Genomic DNA, 17,897 nt, shown 5'->3' with positions numbered 1-17,897 from the left:
ACACTGTCCCGGCCAGCGGTTCGGACGGGTGGCACACCGACGCTGTCGCGAAGCGACAGCCCCCGGGGATCAGTCCTCGAGGACGATCTCGATGGAGACGTCGTTGGGAACCTGGATGCGCATCAGCTGGCGCAGTGCCCGTTCGTCGGCGTCGATATCGATGAGCCGCTTGTGGACGCGCATCTCCCAGTGTTCCCACGTCGCAGTCCCCTCACCGTCAGGGGACTTGCGGCTGGGAACCTCCAGCGTCTTGGTTGGGAGCGGAACCGGACCGGAGAGTTCGACGCCGGTCTTGTTCGCGATCTCTCGCACGTCCGCGCAGATGTCGTCGAGGTCCTCGGGGCTTGTGCCCGCGAGCCGAACGCGTGCCTGCTGGGACATACGTTATCGCTCGTTGACGCCGAGGACTTTGCCGGCGGCGATGGTCTGACCCATGTCGCGGATAGCGAACGAGCCGAGCTCCGGAATCTCGGAGGACGGCTCGATGCTGAGTGGCTTCTGTGGGCGGACCGTCACGACGGCAGCGTCCCCGTTCTGGATGAAGTCAGGGTTCTCCTCGGCGACCTCGCCGGAGGACGGGTCGATCTTCTTGTCGATGGACTCGACGGTACAGGCGACCTGTGCCGTGTGAGCGTGGAAGACCGGCGTGTAACCCTCGGTGATGACGGACGGGTGCTGCATCACGACAATCTGGGCCTGGAAGGTCTCGGCGACCGATGGCGGGTCGTCGGCCGGACCACAGACGTCACCGCGTCGGATGTCGTCCTTGCCGACGCCGCGGACGTTGAACCCGACGTTGTCACCGGGCTCGGCCTTCGGGACTTCCTCGTGGTGCATCTCGACAGTCTTCACTTCACCGGAGACGTCAGACGGCTGGAAGCTGACGTTGTCGCCGGTGTTCAGGATACCCGTTTCGACACGGCCAACCGGGACCGTCCCGATACCAGAGATGGTGTAGACGTCCTGAATCGGCAGTCGGAGCGGCGCGTCCGTCGGCGGCTCCGGAGCCGGCAGGTTGTTGAGTGCTTCCAGCAGGATTTCGCCGTCGTACCAGTCCGTGTTCTCGGACTCCTCGGCGACGTTGTCGCCTTCGAACGCCGAGAGCGGAATGAACTTGGCGTTGTCAGGGTCGAAGCGGACCTGAGTGAGGAGGTCCTTGACCTCCTCGACGACCTGCTTGTACTCGGACTCGCCGTAGTCGACGAGGTCCATCTTGTTGACACCGACGACGAGCTCGCCGATGCCCAGGGTGCGGGCCAGGAACACGTGCTCCTGAGTCTGCGGCTGAACGCCGTCGTCGGCGGCGACGACCAAGACGGCGTTGTCGGCCTGGGACGCGCCGGTAATCATGTTCTTCACGAAGTCGCGGTGACCAGGACAGTCCACGATGGTGAAATCGTAGGTGTCGGTGCTGAACTCCTGGTGGGCGATGTCGATGGTGACACCACGCTCACGCTCTTCGGCGAGGTTGTCCATGACGTAGGCGAACTCGAAGCCGCCCTTGCCCTTCTCCTCGGCTTCTTCCTTGTGCTGTTCGATGACGTGCTCCGGTACCGATCCTGTCTCGTACAGGAGTCGGCCGACGAGCGTGCTCTTCCCGTGGTCGACGTGGCCGATAATGGCCAGGTTCTGGTGTTGTTCGTCGCTCATTGTTATCTCTCACGCGCAGAGGCGCTGTATCGGGTTTATTAGCTGGTGGTTCATAAAACGATTTCGAAAGCGTGTAAGCGTCAGGCCGTCGCTTTCTTGCGATTCGCCACGCCATGGCATGGTAGTGTGGCACCCGGAGCGTGTGTTTCGACAACTGACCGGTAGCGCCAGTGTCAGCCGTTTCCAGGGACTCTCAGGTACCGACATCGGACTGGTGAGCCAGTCGTTCGACGGTAGCAAAAGACACGGCGGCCGCTTAAATCGATTCTTCGAGCGAGTGCGCCATGTCGGCGAAGACCGGAGCCTCGAACAGGTCACCGGAGAAGGCTTTGTACGCCATGAACACGAGGCCGGCGAAGATGGCGAGGTTAAATACCATCATGAACGGCGCGACCAGCAGAGACACGAACCCTGGCATCATGCCGAAGACGAAGTTGAGGGCAAAACGGAACAGGTACAGTCCGAGGGTGTAGGCAACACTCTGTGCTGCGTTGTACCTGACGAACTCGTTGTCGTCCTCGGTGAGGAGAAAGATGATACCGAACGGCAGGAGGTAGGCGACTGCCGCAGCGATGTTTGCCGAGAGACCGAACACGACATCGTCGGCCTCCGCACCCACATTCGTTACCGTCGCTTGACTTGTCATATATTTTAATATAATAGAGTGTATAATAATACCGTCTATCCACGTAAATAAGGCTGACTCAAAGGCGTTTCTGGTAGATAACGCCGCTAAAAACGGAACTGTTCGACTCGGCGCTACAGTCGGCCGATATCGGCGAGCACCGCACTCGCCGTCTCCGGGCCGCCGGCACCACGACCGGAGATGTTGAGCTGGCCGGCGTGTTCGGTCTCTAGCTGCGCAATGTTCCGGGTCCCGGAGACGGCAAGCGGCGCGTTGTCCGGCACGAGTCGCGGGCCGACGCGGACAGAGCCCTCGACGACCTCGGCGATGAGCCGGACCGTTCGGCCGTCCGCCCGCGCGAGTTCGAGCGCGCTACCGGATATCTCCTGAATCCCTGTCACTTCAGCGTCGTCAAGTGTGTACTCCGTCTCGTCATCGGACAGGACGTTCGCGATGATGACGCCTTTCAGCGCCGCGTCGGTGCCGTCCACGTCGAAGGTCGGGTCAGCCTCAGCGACGCCGAGGTCCTGCGCTTCCGCGAGGACGTGCTCGTAATCGAGGCCCTCAGTCGCCATCCGTGAGAGGATAAAGTTCGCCGTGCCGTTGAGTACCCCACGGACGGCCGTGATATGGCTCGGGTCGAAGTCGTCGATGGTCGAGAGAATCGGCATCGCACCACCGACAGTCGCCTCGAACAGCACGGACCCCTCGCTTTCGCGCTCCAGCGCGCGAACGTCTGCGTACCGCTCGGCGACCGGGCCTTTGTTCGCCAGCACGGCGTGTCGGTCCCGTTCAAGCGCGGCCTGAATATGTCCGAAGCCGGGTTCGGCGTCGCCGAGCGTCGTCGGCGTTGCCTCGACAAGCACGTCGTACTCAGCCGAAAGCGCGTCTTCGGGTGCACCGCCCCCGACGACGCCGTCGGTTCGTTTCCGGTCGAGAACCGCAGCGGTGTCGACACCGGCGCTGTCGATGACGGCGCTACTGGAGTCAGCAAATGCAGTAACTGAATGGCCGTGGTCGCTCGCCAGTTCAACGACTGAGGAGCCGACGGCACCAGCTCCGATGACGGCGAGTTTCATGCTTCACCTCCCGCAGCGAGTGGCTCGATGACGTGGAGTCCCTTCTCGTCAGCAACGGTACGAATGGCGGACATCGTCTCGTCGACTGCCCCTTCCTCTGTCGCCAGGCGAATGCGCGCGCTGGAGGCATCGTCCGTGCCCTCCGGGGCCGACAGCGAGAGGTCGGTCACGGTCGCGTCCGTCGATTCGTGAATTCGCGAGAGTGTATCGGAGAGGTCAGTGTTGACGAGGTGGCCGGTGAGGATGATCGTCAGCGCCTCGCTGTACTGCTCGGCTCCGGCCTGAATGACGTTGATACCTGCGTCCCGGAGTGCGTCGACGATCCCGTCGAACCGCTCGGGGGTCGCCTCCAAGTCGACCTCCACGGGGATGTGCCCCCGCGGGGTCACGTTCCCCCGCTCGTGGAAGATAGAGAGGAGGTTCCCGCCGTTCGTGGCGATGGGCTCGAGCGCCCGCAGCAGTTCGCCCGGTTCGTCGACCAGTTCCAGCCGAACTGTGTAGGACCGTACCTCGTCGGTCGAGTCGCTCATCGCCCGCTCACCTCCTGAGTATCTCGGCTCATTGTGGATGACTCAGCAGGGGCACGTATAAGAAACCGTTCGTTTGGTCTCAGGGCAGAAACCGGTCATACAGGTCATCGATCCACTCGTTGTACGCCTCGCCGCGAGGCGACCCCCAGGGGTTACGTGAGAAGTAGTACATCGCCGCGAACATCCCCGCAAGCGTCAGCGCCAGCCCCGTCGGCAGAACGAAACTCCAGATGAACGTCGACGTGCCGGCGATGACAGCAGCCACGAGAAGGTCCACAATCTGATGCAGGCGGTCGCTCATACCGCTCTGTTCAGCGCCGGTGGACCTAAACGTGGGGCAAACCATGCTCGTGCCGGATGCAGGCAGGTGAACGCTACGTTTTTTTGACTCAGGGCAGAGGGAGTTGTATGTGTACGCCCTCCAAGCTACATCAGTGTCGACAGGCGCAGCGTTGCTCGTCTTCGGACTGTTCGCTGTCGTCGGAGCAGGCATCGGCGGGATCGGAAGCACGGTCGTACAGCGCCTCTCGAACCCCGTCGTCAGATACCGGCAGTTGTTGCTCGGTATCGTTCTCCCGTTCACGCTGCTGTCGTACGTCGTCTTTCTGTTACTTGGACTCGGCCACTTAATTGCCGGCGGACAGACCGGAGTCGTCGGAGCGGTGCTAGCGACGTTCGCCGAACTGCTCGCAGCTGGTCTCGTCGGGCTGGCCGCCTACGCGCCGGCTGTCCCGGGCATCCGCAGCGTTCGGGACATCAAACTATCGACCAGTCAGGCGGTCATCCGGATGGGTCGGTACATCCTCGGAATCACCGTGCTGGTGACTGTCGTCGTCGCACCGCTTGAGGCCGGACTGTCGTCAGTCGCGGTGTTGGCACTTCTTGTCGCTTTCGGCATCGGCGTACAGGTCATTGCCCCGTGGTTTATCCCACTAGTGCGGTCGGTAGATACACCGGACGACCAAACGACGGAAACACTGAACCGACTCCGGGAGCGCGCAGGACTGACCGTCCGCGACGTTCGGGTGCTTGACACCGAACAGGAAGGAACCGCGAACGTGATTGTCCGCGGAGCCCCGGGCTACCGTCGCCTGTTCGTGACGAACACGTTCCTCGACGTGTTTGACGACGAGATGGCAACGGCCCTGCTCGCAGTTCAGGCTGGCCGTCAGGAGGCCCGCGTGCGTGCTCGACTTATCGGTGGCCTGCTCATCGCGCTGGTCCCGGTGTTCGCGGCACTGGCTGACATCGGCCCGCTGTGGCCCCTTGTCGGCGCGAGTCTCGGACTGCTCGTCGTCACCCTGTGGGTCACTCGCCGCGGCGTCCGGGCAGCCGACGACTACGCGGCCGAGGGCGTTGGCCCGGATGCCGTCGCGGACGCCCTCGAACGGTACGCCGACGTCCACGACATGGAGCCGCCCCGACGACGACTCGCGAACCCGTTCTCGAAATCGCCGCCGCTGGGGAACCGAATCGACCGGTTACGGGAACAAGCGGGAGAATGAGAGCAGTCCTGTAGCGGGGGAGAGACAAGAGAAAGCGGGCAGACGGCATACCGCGCGCCGTCGGAGCGCGGTTTCGCTCCGAGCGCGCTCGCAGAGCGCGACTCGGAGGTCGTTTTTAGCGTAGATTTTTACGAGGAGTGGTTCCCGCAGCGCCGCCGTTGGCGGCGCGAGGAAACCCGACGAAGTAAAAAGGTACTTAGAAGTAGTCGATGGCCGGGTTCAGTTCCTGCTTCATCCCCTTGCGCTCGCGGATCTCGCTGATCTTGTCAGGCTGGAGGTTGTCGGCAAGGACCTGGAAGCCGGCGTTCTCGGTGTTCCAGGAGGCACGGCCCTCAGTGGCCGAGCGGATGTCTGAGGAGAAGCCAATCATCTCGTCAACCGGGGCGACGCCTTCGACGACCATCAGGTCGCCTTCCTGATACATGTCGTCGACGCGGCCACGGCGACCCTGAATCTCGCCGCTCGCAGCGCCCATGTGGTCGTTGGGCACGTCGATGCGGACCTGCTGAATCGGCTCCAGCAGCTTGATGCTGGCGTCAATGAGGGAGTTGTGCACAGCCTCGCGGACGGCCGGGATAACCTGGGCCGGACCGCGGTGGATGGCGTCCTCGTGGAGGCGGGCGTCGTGGAGACGGATGAGCGACCCCTGGACCGGCTCGGACGCGAGCGGACCGTCGTCGAGGGCCTCTTCGAGACCTTCGATGACGAGCTCCATCGTCTCGTTGAGGTGCTGGATACCCTTCGTCTCATCAAGCAGGATGTTGGTCCCGTGGATGTGCTCGATGTTCTGGGAGTCGTCCTTGTCCATGCCGGCTTCCTGCAGCGCTTCACGGCGCTCCAGTTCCGGCATGTCCATCGACGCCTCGCCCATCTTGATCGTCTCGACGATGTCCTCGCCGAGCGGCTCGATGCTGATGTAGAAGCGGTTGTGGTTGTTTGGCGACCGACCTTCGACTTCGCGGCTGTCTTCCTGCGGGGCCTCGCGGTAGACAACAATCGGCTCACCGGTGTTGATCGGGATGCCCTGATTGCGCTCGATACGCTGACCGATGACTTCTAGATGGAGTTCACCCTGCCCGGAGATGAGGTGCTCGCCGGTGTCCTCGTTAATTTCGACCTGAATGGTCGGGTCTTCCTTGGCGACCTGCTGGAGCGTCTCGATAAGCTTCGGCAGGTCGTCCATGTTCTGTGCCTCGACGGACTTCGTGATGACCGGCTCCGAGATGTGCTCGATGGACTCGAACGGCGTCATCTCCTCGCTTGAGACGGTGGAGCCAGCGATGGCGTCCTTGAGGCCCGTGACGGCGGCGATATTTCCGGCGGGGACGCGGTCGACTTCCTCGCGCTCGCCACCCATGTAGATGCCGACGCTCTGGATGCGGTTCTTGCCCGCAGTCCCGGAGACGTACAGCTCTTGCCCCTTCTCCAGCGTGCCGGAGAAGACACGCCCGGCGGCGATTTCGCCGGCGTGAGGGTCGACACCGATGTCAGTAACCATCAGGACGACTTCGCCGTCCTCGTTGACCAGCCGCATGTCGTCAGCGAGCTGGGATTCGGCGTCACCACGCCAGATACGCGGAACGCGCATCGGCTGGGCGTCGACAGGGTTGGGGAAGTGCTCACACACCATGTCGAGCACCACGTCGGACAGCGGCGTGCGCTCGTGGAGTTCCTGGCGGTTGTCCGCACGTTCGAGCTCCATGATTTCGCCGAAGTCCATGCCGGTCCGCTGCATCGACGGCATCGAGACACCCCACTTGTACAGCGCGGAGCCGAAGCCGACGGTCCCTTCCTCGACGGAGACCGTCCAGTCCTCGATGTCGTCCATCTCCTCGGTCATGCCGCGGATGAGGTCGTTGACGTCCTGGATGACCGCGAGCAGGCGCTTCTGCATCTCTTCAGGGCCCTCCTGAAGTTCGGAGATGAGGCGGTCGACCTTGTTGATGAACAGCGTCGGCTTGACGCCCTCGCGGAGCGCCTGCCGGAGCACCGTCTCGGTCTGGGGCATCGCGCCCTCGACGGCGTCGACGACCACCAGCGCGCCGTCAACGGCACGCATCGCGCGGGTCACGTCGCCACCGAAGTCGACGTGGCCAGGGGTGTCGATAAGGTTGATGAGGTGGTTCTGGTCCTCGTACTCGTGGGTCATCGAAACGTTAGCCGCGTCGATGGTGATCCCACGTTCCTGTTCGTCTTCCTCGGTGTCCATCGCCAGCTGTTCGCCGGCAGTGTCGTCGGAAATCATGCCGGCACCGGCCAGCAGATTGTCTGTCAGTGTCGTCTTTCCGTGATCGACGTGAGCAGCGATGGCGATGTTCCGGATGTGCTCCGGATCGTCCATCAGTGTCTCACATTCTTGGACGATTTTCTTACGTCGGCCCATTATACAGCTTTCTATCAACAGCAGGGTCAAAAGGATAGTGTTTCACTACGGCCGTGACCGCTCGAAATTCGGCCGTTCGCGTGGCATGGTCTGGCATTCCGGCCCGTCGGTAGCCAGAGAGGTATGCGCAGCGATTATAATTATTTGCAGGCAGATGAGTAATGATTGCAAAGGTATTAGCGCCAGCCAGCAGACGGGAGCGTATGACTCGACGTCCACACCTCGACACAATCGCAGTCGATACTGAGACGACGTCAACAGCAGGGGATGTCACGCTCCCGATACATCTCTCCTCGACCTACGAACTGGCCGGGCTCGACACGGACCTGTCTCTAGAAGACATCAACCCCGGGGACGGGGAGTTTCTCTACTCGCGGCTGTCGAACCCGACACGACACGGCCTCGAACAGGAGTTAGCCGCGCTCGAAGGCGGCGAGCGGGCCTATGCGTTCAGTTCGGGGACGGCAGCCGTTGCAACAGCGGTGCTCTCACTGGTCGAGCCGGGCGACCATGTCGTTGCGTTTGATGACCTATACGCGGGCACGCGCCGGATGTTCGAAACGCTGTTCCGGGACCAGCTTGGTGTCGACGTGGAGTTCGTCGATGCGACTGATGCCGACGCTGTAGCGGCCGCGATGACGCCGGCAACAGAGCTAGTCTGGGTCGAGACACCAACGAACCCACGCATCAAACTGTGTGATATCGATGCGATTGCGGCCGTCGCCGCCGACTACGACGCGACGGTCGGGGTCGACAACACCTTCGCGAGTCCGTACTTCCAACAGCCGCTGTCGCTCGGTGCGGACCTGGTGGTCCACAGCACAACGAAGTACCTCAACGGCCACAGCGATGCTGTTGGCGGCGCATTGATTACCGACGACCCCGAGGTCGCCGAGCGGGTAGAGTTCCGCCAGCAAATCGCCCTCGGGAATATGCTCGCCCCGTTCGACAGCTATCTCATCTCGCGGGGCATCAAAACGCTGGGCGTTCGGATGACTCGCCACGAGAACAACGCCATGGCCCTTGCGCAGTACCTCGACGACCACGAGCACGTCGAAACGGTCCACTACCCAGGGTTAGAGAGCCACCCGCAGCACGACCTCGCTCGCGAGCAGATGCAGGGCTTTGGCGGCGTGCTCTCGTTCGAACTGGCCGGAGACATGGCCGACGCAAAACAATTTCTCGAAGCTCTAGAGACGGTGACGCTGGCAGTCAGCCTTGGCGGCGTGGAAAGTCTGGCGGAGCTTCCGGCGGCGATGACGCACGAACCGCTCTCACCGGCGGCGCGGGACGAACTCGGCATCTCTGATACGCTCATCCGCCTTTCAGTCGGTATCGAGGATGTCGAGGACCTCCGGGCGGATCTGGAGCGCGGTTTCGCGGCGCTTGAGTCCTGAGCGCTGCGTGCGAACGCTGCCCCCACCCGTGGATTAATAGCTCTGTGGCCCATGAGAAAGTGACACATGGACGTGCACGTGCAGGGTGGGCCGGCCGAACCGTTTCTCGGAGCGAGGGACCTCTTCTCGACGGAACACGACCTGAAACGACCAGTGACAGTCCGGGTCCGGGAAGACCCTGATGAACGTACCCGCGTCAGCCACAGCGACGACGCCCACCGGCTGACAATCTCCCGTCAGGCCGCGACGAGCGCGATGGCCCGCGAGCTGGCGTTACACGAGTACGCACACATGCACCACCACGAATGCGGGCATCCATCGCACACACAATCGACGCGAGAAGCCATCTACCTCGCGCTGGCAGGGCGTTCGGTCGAACAGCGAAAGCTCACGCACTGTTACCAGATCGCCAACCACATGAAAGACGTCTACGCCGACGATATCTGGATGCCAGTGGTGCCCGGCGACAAACTGGTGCCGTTTCTGGAAGCCAGCCTCGCGGCTGCCGTCGCGGACCGGCCCGGCGACCCACCGACGTGGGACCGCTCGACATCGTCAACCCGGGTGCGACAGCCAAGCGAACCGGCCGCGCGGCTGACGCCCGCTGCAGACCCGGATATCACGGCCGTCAACGCAGCGTTCGCCCTTGCGCTGTGTGAACGCCACGACCTGGTCGAGACAGACCACCGGCTGTACGACCTCGCCCATGCCGCGGCCCAGGACGCCGAATCAGTCGATCTGACGGAGTTCAAGCGCCACTTCGCAGCACTCTCGCCCGAGCCAGATGAGTCCGAGTTCCGGAAGGCGCTCGTCGACGTGACTCGCGCATACGCTGGCGGCGGCAGCCGCGCAGCAGACTGAAGCCGAATATCCCTGTCCTATCGGGTCGCTGACGGTCCGTTGTTGTCACACACAGGTGACGCTCTCGTCATCATTGACTGCAGGCTTCGCTCACGCGCAAACGTAGAGTAACGGGCAGAACTGTTTTTGCGTGGACTTGTGAACTAGTTGACTATGACCGAGGCGCTTCGTGGTCGGCATCTCGGCGGGGGAACCGATGTTGTCGGCGACCGAATTCGGGTACTACACATCGATGACGACCCCGACTTCGTGGCTGTCGCAGCGGATTCTCTAGAGGCCGCGGACGACCGAATCTCCGTTGAAACCGCGACTAGCGCACGAGACGGGCTCGACCGGCTCGCCCAGAACGGGTTCGATGCTGTCGTCTCCGACTACGATATGCCCAAGATGAACGGCGTCGAACTGCTCGATGCGATTCGGGAGACAAACCCGGATCTACCGTTCATTCTGTTCACCGGCAAAGGGAGCGAAGAGGTAGCCAGCGAAGCCATCTCGGTGGGCGTAACCGACTATTTGCAGAAGTCGTTCGGTGTCGAGGTGTACGAACTGCTGGCGAACCGCATCGAAAACGCGGTCTCCGAGTATCGCGCGAAGCAACAGGCCGCCAAGTCAGAGCGCCGCGTCCGCGAACTCACGGAAGCGACCAACGATATCCTCTGGGAGTTCACAGCCGACCTGAGCGAGGTTCTTGTCATCAACTCCGCCTACGAGGACATCTGGGGACGGTCAGTCGCCAAGCTCCGGGAGAACCCCCACGACTTCCTGAACGGTATCCATCCCGAGGACCGCGAACTCATGAAAGACACGATGCAGAGCCTCATGGACGGCGAGTCGGTTGACGTCGAGTGCCGTGTCAACGCAACAGAGGAGTATCAACGGTGGGTCTGGATACAGGGCGAGCCGATCACGAACGACGCCGGCGAGGTCGTTCGCGTGGCCGGGTTCGCCCGTGACATCACCGAGCGGCGGAACCGCGAGCGCGAACTCGAAGCCACCAAGAACCAGCTCACTGAGCACAACCAGACGCTCCGGAAGCTCTACGAGATCAGCGCCGACCCCGACGCCTCGTTTGAAGAGAAGATACAGGCGGTTTTGGACCTCGGTCGGGAGCGCCTTGGGACCGCTGGCGCGTTCCTGTCCGCGAACGATACTGACCGCGACGAGTTCACCGTCCGCTATGCGAGCGGGAGCGACGAACGGCTCAAGCCAGGAACCGTCACACCGCTGTCGGAGGCGTACTGCCGGAAGATGATTGACACAGGGAGCGTCATGGCAATCGCGGAAGCGTCCGAAGAGGGGTGGGCCTCGGACCCGGCATACGACCGCTGGGAATACGAGACGTACATCAGCGCCGAGGTCCGTGTCTGTGACGCGCATTCAGGGAGCCTCTGTTTCGTCGACCGGGAGGCCCGCAAGACCCCCTTCACCGAGGACGAGAAGACGTTCGTCCATCTCGCAGCGCAGTGGGTGAGCTACGAACTCGAACGCCAGCAGCGCGAGCAGCGCCTCGAACGATACAAGGAGTACACCGACGAGATGCTGGATGCCATCGACGACGTGTTCTACGTCCTCGACAGCGACGGCTGCTTCCGGCGCTGGAACGAGAGTCTGCTAAACGTGACCGGTTACTCAGCCGCGGAAGTAGCCGGGACTCACGGTGCCGAGTTCTTCCCAGAGGAGTATCGAGACCTCGTTTCGGCCGCTATCGAATCGGTGTTTGAGGGCGGGACCACCCGCGTGGAAGTGCCGTTTATAACGAAATCGGGGGACCAGATCCCGCACGAGTTCACGGCGACCCGTGTCGAGGACCCCGACGGGAATCCGATGCTCGCCGGCATCGGCCGAGACATCACTGAACGGCAGGCACGCGAACAGGAACTTACGCGGACGAAGGAACTTCTCGGCCAGGCTCAAAGAATCGCAAGCGTCGGCGGTTGGGAGGTAGACGTGACGAGCGACTCCCCCGAAATGACGGTAACAAGCGAGTTTTACCGGATACACGGGCTGACGCCGGACGACGAACTGAGCATCGACTCTATCATCGATCTGTACCACCCCGACGACAGGGAAACTGTCAGGACTGAGTTCCATCGGGCGATAGAAACGGCCGAGGGGTACGACATGGAGGTGCGTATCGGCGACGGCGACCACTACCGATGGGTTCGCGCGCTGTGTAAACCGGTCACCGAGAACGGCGACGTTGTCAAACTCCGGGGCTCTGTCCAGGACATCACCGACCGAAAGCTCCGGGAGCGCGAACTTGAGGGCGCGCGCGAACGAATGGAGATCGCGCTAGAGACGACCAAGACGGTCGTCTGGGACCGAGAGTTCGAGTCCGGCGACCTGGCGTACTACCCCGGGTCCGAGACGCTGTATGGCACTGACATCGAGTCGCTGGACGAGTTTTTACCGCTGGTCCATCCCGAGGATCAGGCGGAGGTGGCGACCCGCATCGAATCGGCGGCCGAGACCGGAATGTACGAAGCCGAGTTCCGGATCATCCGTGACGGCGAGGTTCGCTGGATGGAGGCGAAAGGGCGCGTCGAATCCGATAGCGACGGGACACCGGTTCGGGCACTCGGTATCGACCGTGACATCACCGAGCGCAAGCGCCGCGAACAGGAACTGGAGGAGACCAACGAGCGCCTCGAAGAGTTCACCAGCATCGTCAGCCACGACCTCAGGAACCCGCTATCTGTCGCCGAGGGACGCATCGAACTGGCCCAGCAGGAATACGACAGTGAGCACCTCGACAGCGCCAGCGACGCACTCGCGCGGATGCGGACGCTCATCGACGACCTGCTCGCGGCTGCACGCGACGAGCAGTCGGCGGTTGACACCGGCGTAGTGGCGCTCTCGGATGCGGCCGAGCAGTGCTGGCACAACGTTGAAACCAACGACGCCGAACTCACTGTCGAGACGGACGCCGTCGTTCGTGCCGACAGGAGCCGATTAGAACAACTGCTCGAGAACCTGTTCAGCAACAGTGTGGAGCATGGCTCCACAAGCAGTCGGCCTGGGGCCGACGACAGCGTGGAACACGGCGGCAACGACGTGACCGTCACGCTCGGCGATCTTGACGACGGCTTCTACGTCGAGGACAACGGCGAGGGTATCGACGAGGAAGACCGGTCGCGCGCGTTCGAGACCGGATACTCGACGTCGGACGCCGGAACTGGATTCGGGCTCTGGATCGTCGCGGAGATCGCCGACGCCCACGACTGGACGGTGACCATCGACGAGAGTAGCGAGGGCGGCGCACGGTTCGAAATTACCGGTGTCGATATCGTCGAGTGAGAGAGTGTCGAACAGCTACATCGGAATGAGCGGCGACGCCGCCAGCGCGATGCCGACGGCGAGCACCGGGTAGTCGCGTCGGTCAAAGGCAAGCGGCGGAAGTGTCGGGTTCCACGCGAAACAGCGAGCCCGCAGGGCGACAGAGAGCCGGTCCGAGCGGTCGAGCGTCCGTTCTAGCGACCGGACGGCGAGCAGCCGAGCGCGGTCCCGTAGCGGGCGAGCCTCGCCACCACGGGCGTGGATCGCATCGCGCACCTCGCGAACGTCAGCGAGCACCAGCGGAAACAATCGGACGACGAGCGCCATCCCAATGCCAAGAATCTGGCCGGGTTTTCCGGGTATCAGACGCTGGACCGCCGCCCGCGTGTCCCGAACCGGCGTCGACGTGAGGTAGGCAGCGCTGACAAGCAACACCGGGAGGATGCGCCCGACGTGCAACGCCGAGCGCAGCGCCGGGTCGACTCGAAACCACGGTGGGCCAAGCGCTACGCCGGCGACGAACGGGGCCAGCGCCAGCACAGCAAGGACAACCCGATAGGAGCGCAGGACGGCCAGCGGCGAGAGTCGCGCCGCCACGAGCGTGCCCAGCGCAAACGCGGTCGTCCCGATAAGCCACAGGAGCGTGGGGTGTGCGACCGCGGCAATAGCGAGCCCGAACTGGACCAGCAGCTTCGACCGCGGGTCCAGCCGATGCGCGAACGTCGAACCGGGCCGGTAGCTCAACATCGCGGGTCTCGGATGCCGAGGTCCGGGAGGGCATCGAGCGCTTCGGCTGGCGACGCGTCGAGAACGACTTCCCCCGCGTGCAGCGCGACGAGACGGTCGGCCCGCTCGTGGAGGCCCCGGAGGTCGTGGGTGACGACGATGACGCCCGTGCCATCAGCGACCAGCGCATCGAGGTGGTCGAGTACTGACTTCCGTGCCGGCCAGTCGAGCCCGACGAGCGGTTCATCGAGCACGAGGTAGTCCGGCTCCATGGCGAGTGCCCCGGCAATGGCGACGCGGGCCTGCTCGCCGCCGGAGAGGGCGTCAATACGGCTCTCGGCGGCATCACCGAGGTCGACAGCGTCAAGCGCCGTTTCGACTCGGCGGTCGATCTCTGCCCTGTCGAGCCCAAGATTCTCCGGGCCGAAGGCCACGTCAGCCGCCACGGTCGCAGCAACGAACTGGTCGCGTGGGTGCTGGAACACCATCCCGATACGTGTCCGGGCGACGACGGGGTCGTCCGTCACGTCCGTCCCGTCGACGGTGACCGTTCCGGCGTCGGGGGTCAGCAGGGCGTTGAGATGCCGGACGAGCGTCGTCTTGCCGCTCCCGTTGGGGCCGACGAGCAGACAGTACTGGCCATCAGGTATCGACAGCGTGACCCCGTCAAGAACATCGACATCGCCGTACCGATAGCGCAGGTCGCTGACCTCGATCATCGACCGGCGAGATACCCACCCTGCACGATGGCGATCGCGATACCGAGCTTCAGGAGGTCAAGCGGAATGTACGGAGCCATGACGGCCGCGGCGCGAGCGAGCGGCAGTCCGGTGACCACTGCCAGCCACGGGATGCCGATAGCGTACACGACGGCGATTGCTGCGGCGAACGCGACGACCTGCACCGGAACAGAGAGGTCAGCGACCGGTTTCGGCGCTAGGCTCCGGTGTGCGATAGCGCCAGCGACGACCGCACCGACGAGGAAGCCGACGAGGAAGCCACCGGTCCCCTGCCCGGCGATGACGTAGCCCAGGCCCGCGTTCGCGTTCGAGAACACCGGCGCGCCGGCGATACCGACAAGGACGTACAACAGCAGGGCAACGCCGCCCCACAGCGGCCCCAGTAGCAGGCCGGCGAAGAACATCCCGAAGGGCTGCAGCGAGAACGGCGGCAGCGTCCCCGGGAGCGGGATAGATATCTGTGCGAGCGCCGCGGTCAGCGCCGCGAGCAGCACCGCCTTCGTGAACAAGCCCACAGTGTCGTCATCAACAAGGTCGACGGATTGCTCTGTTGCCATGGGTCTCCCTCTCTCGTCAACCAAAATATAGCCAGTGGTTCACGGAGCGCGTTTCCGCTGGGCGCGCGCGTCGCTCACTCGGCCGGGGAGACGCGGGCGAGCACGTCGTCGTGCTCCCGCGGGAAGCCGTCGCCAGCCCGCCCGTCGCGGTTCGACGTAACGAGATACAGCCCGCCGTCTGGCCCCTGCTCAACGTGGCGAATCCGACCGATTTCGTCGGCCAGCAGGGAGTGGGTCGTCGCGGTGTAGGCGTCGTCGGTCCAGTCCGCGTCATACATCTCGGCGTCGGCACTCGGTGGCAGGTCCGCACCGGCCGGTGTTAGCGTCGTCACGAGGAGTGTCTGCCCATTCAGGCCGCCGGTGAGCAGTCGGTTCCGGAGCGAGGGCACGGCATCGCCAGTGTAAAACAGCGAGCCAGAGGGTGCCCACCCACCAGTGTTGCCCGTGTTGGCGAGCGGCCGGCGGACCTCGGGGTCAGCATCGAGGTACTCCGCGTGCTTGCGAGTGTCGGGCCAGCCGTAGTAGCCCCCAGCTTCGAGGCGGTTGAGTTCGTCCCGCCCGGTCGGGCCGTGCTCGGAGGCGACGAGCGTTCCGTCGGGGAGCCAGGCCAGTCCCTGTGGGTTCCGGTGGCCGTAGGTGAACACCCGCGGGTCCCCGCCCAGATCCGGGTTCCCGGGAGCGGGGTCCCCCGCAGGCGTCACGCGGAGGACCTTCCCGCCGAGCGAGTCGGTGTCGGCAGACAGTTCGCCGTCGCCCGCGTCTCCCGTCGTAATCCAGAGGTAGTTCTCGGGGCCGAACGTGAGCCGCCCGCCGTTGTGTATCTTGCTCCCGGGAATGTTGTCGACGAGGACGGACTCCGTGGCAGCCGGGTCCTCGGCCGACACGTCCATTGCGACGACCCGATTGACCCGCTCGTCGTCGTCAGTCATCGTCGTGTAGTAGACGTACACCACCGGCGGATCGGGATACGTTGGATGTGCGGCAACGCCGAGCGTGCCGCCCTCACCGCCGGTGACCCACCAGCCGTCGTCGCTCGACTCCGCGTCGATGACTGCCGCCGGTTCGGTGACTGTTCGGACGCTGCCGTCCACAAACGAGAGAACGCGACCGACCCGCTCAGTGAGAAATAGCGTGCCGTCAGCGGCAAATGAGAGGTCCCACGGGATCTCCAAATCCTCGATGAGTGGTTCGGTGGCGAGCGGCGTGTCCGTTGGCGACGTGGTCGGGGCCGTCCAGTCGGTGTCGGATAACTGGCTACGCTCGTGGCTAAGGGATACGTCGTAGCGATCTAGCGCCCGAGTCGGGCCTGCCGCCGTTGTGGTTGTTGGCGTCGGATCCGGAGGCTCCGTCTGTGTCCCGGACTCACCGCGACAACCGGCCAGTGCGGTCGCCCCGATACCGCCAAGCGCGGCGAGATACTGGCGGCGGGAGCGGGCGTCACGGCAGGGGTTTCGCATAGATTTCTCTGCCGAGTATGGAAGAATAAAGATGTCGGAGACAGCCGAGTTAGCGAGCGGCAGCCGCGACGCGTTCTTTCTCTTCTTTCTGGTTGACCGCGTAGGTCTGGACGTCGTCGTTGGCAGCACCGATGAGCTGCTGTGCGAGCGCCTCGGCGGCGGTCGTGGTGGTCTTGAACGAGCCACCGTAGACGCCCTCAGCGAGGAACTTCAGGGCCTGGTCAACGCGGCGCTGTGGCGCGACGTCGACGGCCTTCGGGACCGAGATACCACCGTATTTCAGGCGGACGGTCTCCTCTCGGGGGGCGCTGTTCTCGACAGCACTGACGAGCACCTGAATCGGGTTCTCGTCGGTGCGCTCGTGAACGAGTTCGAACGCCTCAGTGACGATGGAGGTCGCAAGCTGTTTCTTGCCCGTGTTTTCGTCAGTCTGCATCAGGCGGTTGATCAGCCGCTCGACGATGCTGATCTCGCTTTTCTTGAACTGCTTGTCCGCGTGGCGCCCCATTGTGTGGGCGATCGGCGTGACAGTGATGTAGCGCTCGGTCGAGGGGTCGGAGTACTCGATGTCCGTGATCTCCCACTCGCCGAACAGCTTCGCACGGGCCGTCTCCGGCTCGCTTTCCTCAGCCGCGTCAGCGTCAGCCTCGGGTGTGTCTTCGGCACTCATGGTTATCGGACCGGTTTCTCCGCGTTCCCGCGAACGAGTTCGATGAGAGAGACACCGTTGACCTTCTCGACCTTGTAGTTGACACCGGAGAGGTCGCCCATCGCGCGGCCCTTCGCCCCGCCGATACCTGCGATCGTGACCTCGTCGTGCTCGTCAATGAAAGAGATAGCGCCGTCACCGGGACAGAACGCGGTGACCTGCTTACCGTTCTTGATGAGCTGGACGCGGACACACTTCCGGATAGCGGAGTTAGGCTGCTTGGCCTCGATTCCGACTTTCTCCAGTACAATACCTCGTCCCTGGGGCGCACCCTCAAGCGGGTCGGACTTCTTGCCCAGGCCGCGTTCGCGACGCGCGTAGTCAGTGTCGGACCACCGGTGCTTCTGGCGGTCCTTCTTGAGCTTGCGCGCGGCGTACTTGCCGTTCGCCATAGTAGGCACT

General features: G+C 63.5%; 17 protein-coding genes. 4 read left to right on the top strand and 13 right to left on the bottom strand.

Annotated features, from left to right (window positions below; genetic code table 11):
* Positions 1 to 69: 69 nt before the first annotated feature.
* The 6 genes from rpsJ to BDK61_RS03520 form a co-directional block, all read right to left on the bottom strand.
* Positions 70 to 381 carry a 30S ribosomal protein S10 gene (gene rpsJ, locus BDK61_RS03545; protein WP_004590697.1) on the bottom strand — a complete coding sequence of 104 codons (312 nt, stop codon included), beginning with the start codon at positions 379 to 381 and terminating at the stop codon, positions 70 to 72.
* A gap of 3 nt (positions 382 to 384) precedes the next feature.
* A complete protein-coding gene (gene tuf, locus BDK61_RS03540; RefSeq protein WP_004959067.1) occupies positions 385 to 1,650 on the bottom strand; it encodes a translation elongation factor EF-1 subunit alpha in 1,266 nt (421 codons plus the stop codon).
* Positions 1,651 to 1,906: 256 nt separating this feature from the next.
* Positions 1,907 to 2,296, bottom strand: coding sequence for a DUF4870 domain-containing protein (locus tag BDK61_RS03535; RefSeq protein ID WP_121302316.1), 390 nt, complete (start codon positions 2,294 to 2,296; stop codon positions 1,907 to 1,909).
* Between the two features lie 113 nt (positions 2,297 to 2,409).
* A complete protein-coding gene (locus BDK61_RS03530; protein WP_121302315.1) occupies positions 2,410 to 3,354 on the bottom strand; it encodes a homoserine dehydrogenase in 945 nt (314 codons plus the stop codon).
* A complete protein-coding gene (locus tag BDK61_RS03525) occupies positions 3,351 to 3,884 on the bottom strand; it encodes an amino acid-binding protein (RefSeq protein ID WP_004959075.1) in 534 nt (177 codons plus the stop codon). Before BDK61_RS03525 ends, BDK61_RS03530 begins: the two co-directional genes overlap by 4 nt.
* A gap of 79 nt (positions 3,885 to 3,963) precedes the next feature.
* Entirely contained in the window at positions 3,964 to 4,185 is a 222-nt protein-coding gene (locus BDK61_RS03520; RefSeq protein WP_004959077.1) for a hypothetical protein, read from the bottom strand.
* 151 nt (positions 4,186 to 4,336) lie between these two features.
* Between BDK61_RS03520 and BDK61_RS03515 the strand changes: the two genes are divergently transcribed.
* Complete coding sequence (locus tag BDK61_RS03515; protein ID WP_121303891.1) at positions 4,337 to 5,389, top strand: peptidase; 1,053 nt, start codon at positions 4,337 to 4,339, stop codon at positions 5,387 to 5,389.
* A gap of 196 nt (positions 5,390 to 5,585) precedes the next feature.
* On the opposite strand, the gene BDK61_RS03510 is transcribed toward BDK61_RS03515, so the two are convergent.
* A complete protein-coding gene (locus BDK61_RS03510) occupies positions 5,586 to 7,772 on the bottom strand; it encodes an elongation factor EF-2 (protein WP_004959082.1) in 2,187 nt (728 codons plus the stop codon).
* Between the two features lie 203 nt (positions 7,773 to 7,975).
* Between BDK61_RS03510 and BDK61_RS03505 the strand changes: the two genes are divergently transcribed.
* The 3 genes from BDK61_RS03505 to BDK61_RS03495 all read left to right on the top strand — a co-directional run bounded on the left by BDK61_RS03505 (position 7,976) and on the right by BDK61_RS03495 (position 13,327).
* The gene (locus tag BDK61_RS03505; RefSeq protein WP_121302314.1) at positions 7,976 to 9,169 is read left to right on the top strand and encodes a trans-sulfuration enzyme family protein; all 1,194 of its coding nucleotides are present in this window, start codon (positions 7,976 to 7,978) and stop codon (positions 9,167 to 9,169) included.
* Positions 9,170 to 9,235: 66 nt separating this feature from the next.
* Complete coding sequence (locus BDK61_RS03500; RefSeq protein WP_004959085.1) at positions 9,236 to 10,030, top strand: DUF5781 family protein; 795 nt, start codon at positions 9,236 to 9,238, stop codon at positions 10,028 to 10,030.
* Between the two features lie 153 nt (positions 10,031 to 10,183).
* The gene (locus BDK61_RS03495) at positions 10,184 to 13,327 is read left to right on the top strand and encodes a hybrid sensor histidine kinase/response regulator (protein ID WP_121302313.1); all 3,144 of its coding nucleotides are present in this window, start codon (positions 10,184 to 10,186) and stop codon (positions 13,325 to 13,327) included.
* Positions 13,328 to 13,342: 15 nt separating this feature from the next.
* On the opposite strand, the gene BDK61_RS03490 is transcribed toward BDK61_RS03495, so the two are convergent.
* The 6 genes from BDK61_RS03490 to BDK61_RS03465 all read right to left on the bottom strand — a co-directional run bounded on the left by BDK61_RS03490 (position 13,343) and on the right by BDK61_RS03465 (position 17,887).
* Entirely contained in the window at positions 13,343 to 14,053 is a 711-nt protein-coding gene (locus tag BDK61_RS03490; RefSeq protein WP_004959090.1) for an energy-coupling factor transporter transmembrane component T family protein, read from the bottom strand.
* A complete protein-coding gene (locus BDK61_RS03485; RefSeq protein ID WP_004959092.1) occupies positions 14,047 to 14,751 on the bottom strand; it encodes an energy-coupling factor ABC transporter ATP-binding protein in 705 nt (234 codons plus the stop codon). Before BDK61_RS03485 ends, BDK61_RS03490 begins: the two co-directional genes overlap by 7 nt.
* Positions 14,748 to 15,329 (bottom strand): biotin transporter BioY, encoded by a 582-nt coding sequence (locus BDK61_RS03480; RefSeq protein WP_011224220.1) that lies wholly within the window; start codon positions 15,327 to 15,329, stop codon positions 14,748 to 14,750. Before BDK61_RS03480 ends, BDK61_RS03485 begins: the two co-directional genes overlap by 4 nt.
* Positions 15,330 to 15,403: 74 nt before the next feature.
* A complete protein-coding gene (locus tag BDK61_RS03475; RefSeq protein ID WP_121302312.1) occupies positions 15,404 to 16,786 on the bottom strand; it encodes a PQQ-dependent sugar dehydrogenase in 1,383 nt (460 codons plus the stop codon).
* Between the two features lie 49 nt (positions 16,787 to 16,835).
* Positions 16,836 to 17,456, bottom strand: coding sequence for a 30S ribosomal protein S7 (locus tag BDK61_RS03470; protein ID WP_004959098.1), 621 nt, complete (start codon positions 17,454 to 17,456; stop codon positions 16,836 to 16,838).
* 2 nt (positions 17,457 to 17,458) lie between these two features.
* Complete coding sequence (locus tag BDK61_RS03465; RefSeq protein ID WP_004515440.1) at positions 17,459 to 17,887, bottom strand: 30S ribosomal protein S12; 429 nt, start codon at positions 17,885 to 17,887, stop codon at positions 17,459 to 17,461.
* Positions 17,888 to 17,897: the final 10 nt, after the last annotated feature.

Origin of the sequence: Haloarcula quadrata (assembly GCF_003634715.1) — an archaeon.
Taxonomy (GTDB): Archaea; Halobacteriota; Halobacteria; order Halobacteriales; family Haloarculaceae; genus Haloarcula; species Haloarcula marismortui.
This window is presented reverse-complemented; position numbering and strand designations above follow the sequence as displayed.

Excerpts from the sequence above, each read along its gene's own strand:
- BDK61_RS03470 (WP_004959098.1), bottom strand. The coding sequence starts at position 17,456 with ATGAGTGCCGAAGACACACCCGAGGCTGACGCTGACGCGGCTGAGGAA.
- BDK61_RS03535 (WP_121302316.1), bottom strand. The coding sequence starts at position 2,296 with ATGACAAGTCAAGCGACGGTAACGAATGTGGGTGCGGAGGCCGACGAT.
- BDK61_RS03490 (WP_004959090.1), bottom strand. The coding sequence starts at position 14,053 with ATGTTGAGCTACCGGCCCGGTTCGACGTTCGCGCATCGGCTGGACCCG.
- BDK61_RS03505 (WP_121302314.1), top strand. The coding sequence starts at position 7,976 with ATGACTCGACGTCCACACCTCGACACAATCGCAGTCGATACTGAGACG.
- BDK61_RS03465 (WP_004515440.1), bottom strand. The coding sequence starts at position 17,887 with ATGGCGAACGGCAAGTACGCCGCGCGCAAGCTCAAGAAGGACCGCCAG.
- BDK61_RS03480 (WP_011224220.1), bottom strand. The coding sequence starts at position 15,329 with ATGGCAACAGAGCAATCCGTCGACCTTGTTGATGACGACACTGTGGGC.
- BDK61_RS03530 (WP_121302315.1), bottom strand. The coding sequence starts at position 3,354 with ATGAAACTCGCCGTCATCGGAGCTGGTGCCGTCGGCTCCTCAGTCGTT.
- BDK61_RS03495 (WP_121302313.1), top strand. The coding sequence starts at position 10,184 with ATGACCGAGGCGCTTCGTGGTCGGCATCTCGGCGGGGGAACCGATGTT.
- BDK61_RS03525 (WP_004959075.1), bottom strand. The coding sequence starts at position 3,884 with ATGAGCGACTCGACCGACGAGGTACGGTCCTACACAGTTCGGCTGGAA.
- BDK61_RS03500 (WP_004959085.1), top strand. The coding sequence starts at position 9,236 with ATGGACGTGCACGTGCAGGGTGGGCCGGCCGAACCGTTTCTCGGAGCG.
- BDK61_RS03475 (WP_121302312.1), bottom strand. The coding sequence starts at position 16,786 with ATGCGAAACCCCTGCCGTGACGCCCGCTCCCGCCGCCAGTATCTCGCC.
- BDK61_RS03520 (WP_004959077.1), bottom strand. The coding sequence starts at position 4,185 with ATGAGCGACCGCCTGCATCAGATTGTGGACCTTCTCGTGGCTGCTGTC.
- tuf (WP_004959067.1), bottom strand. The coding sequence starts at position 1,650 with ATGAGCGACGAACAACACCAGAACCTGGCCATTATCGGCCACGTCGAC.
- BDK61_RS03510 (WP_004959082.1), bottom strand. The coding sequence starts at position 7,772 with ATGGGCCGACGTAAGAAAATCGTCCAAGAATGTGAGACACTGATGGAC.
- rpsJ (WP_004590697.1), bottom strand. The coding sequence starts at position 381 with ATGTCCCAGCAGGCACGCGTTCGGCTCGCGGGCACAAGCCCCGAGGAC.
- BDK61_RS03485 (WP_004959092.1), bottom strand. The coding sequence starts at position 14,751 with ATGATCGAGGTCAGCGACCTGCGCTATCGGTACGGCGATGTCGATGTT.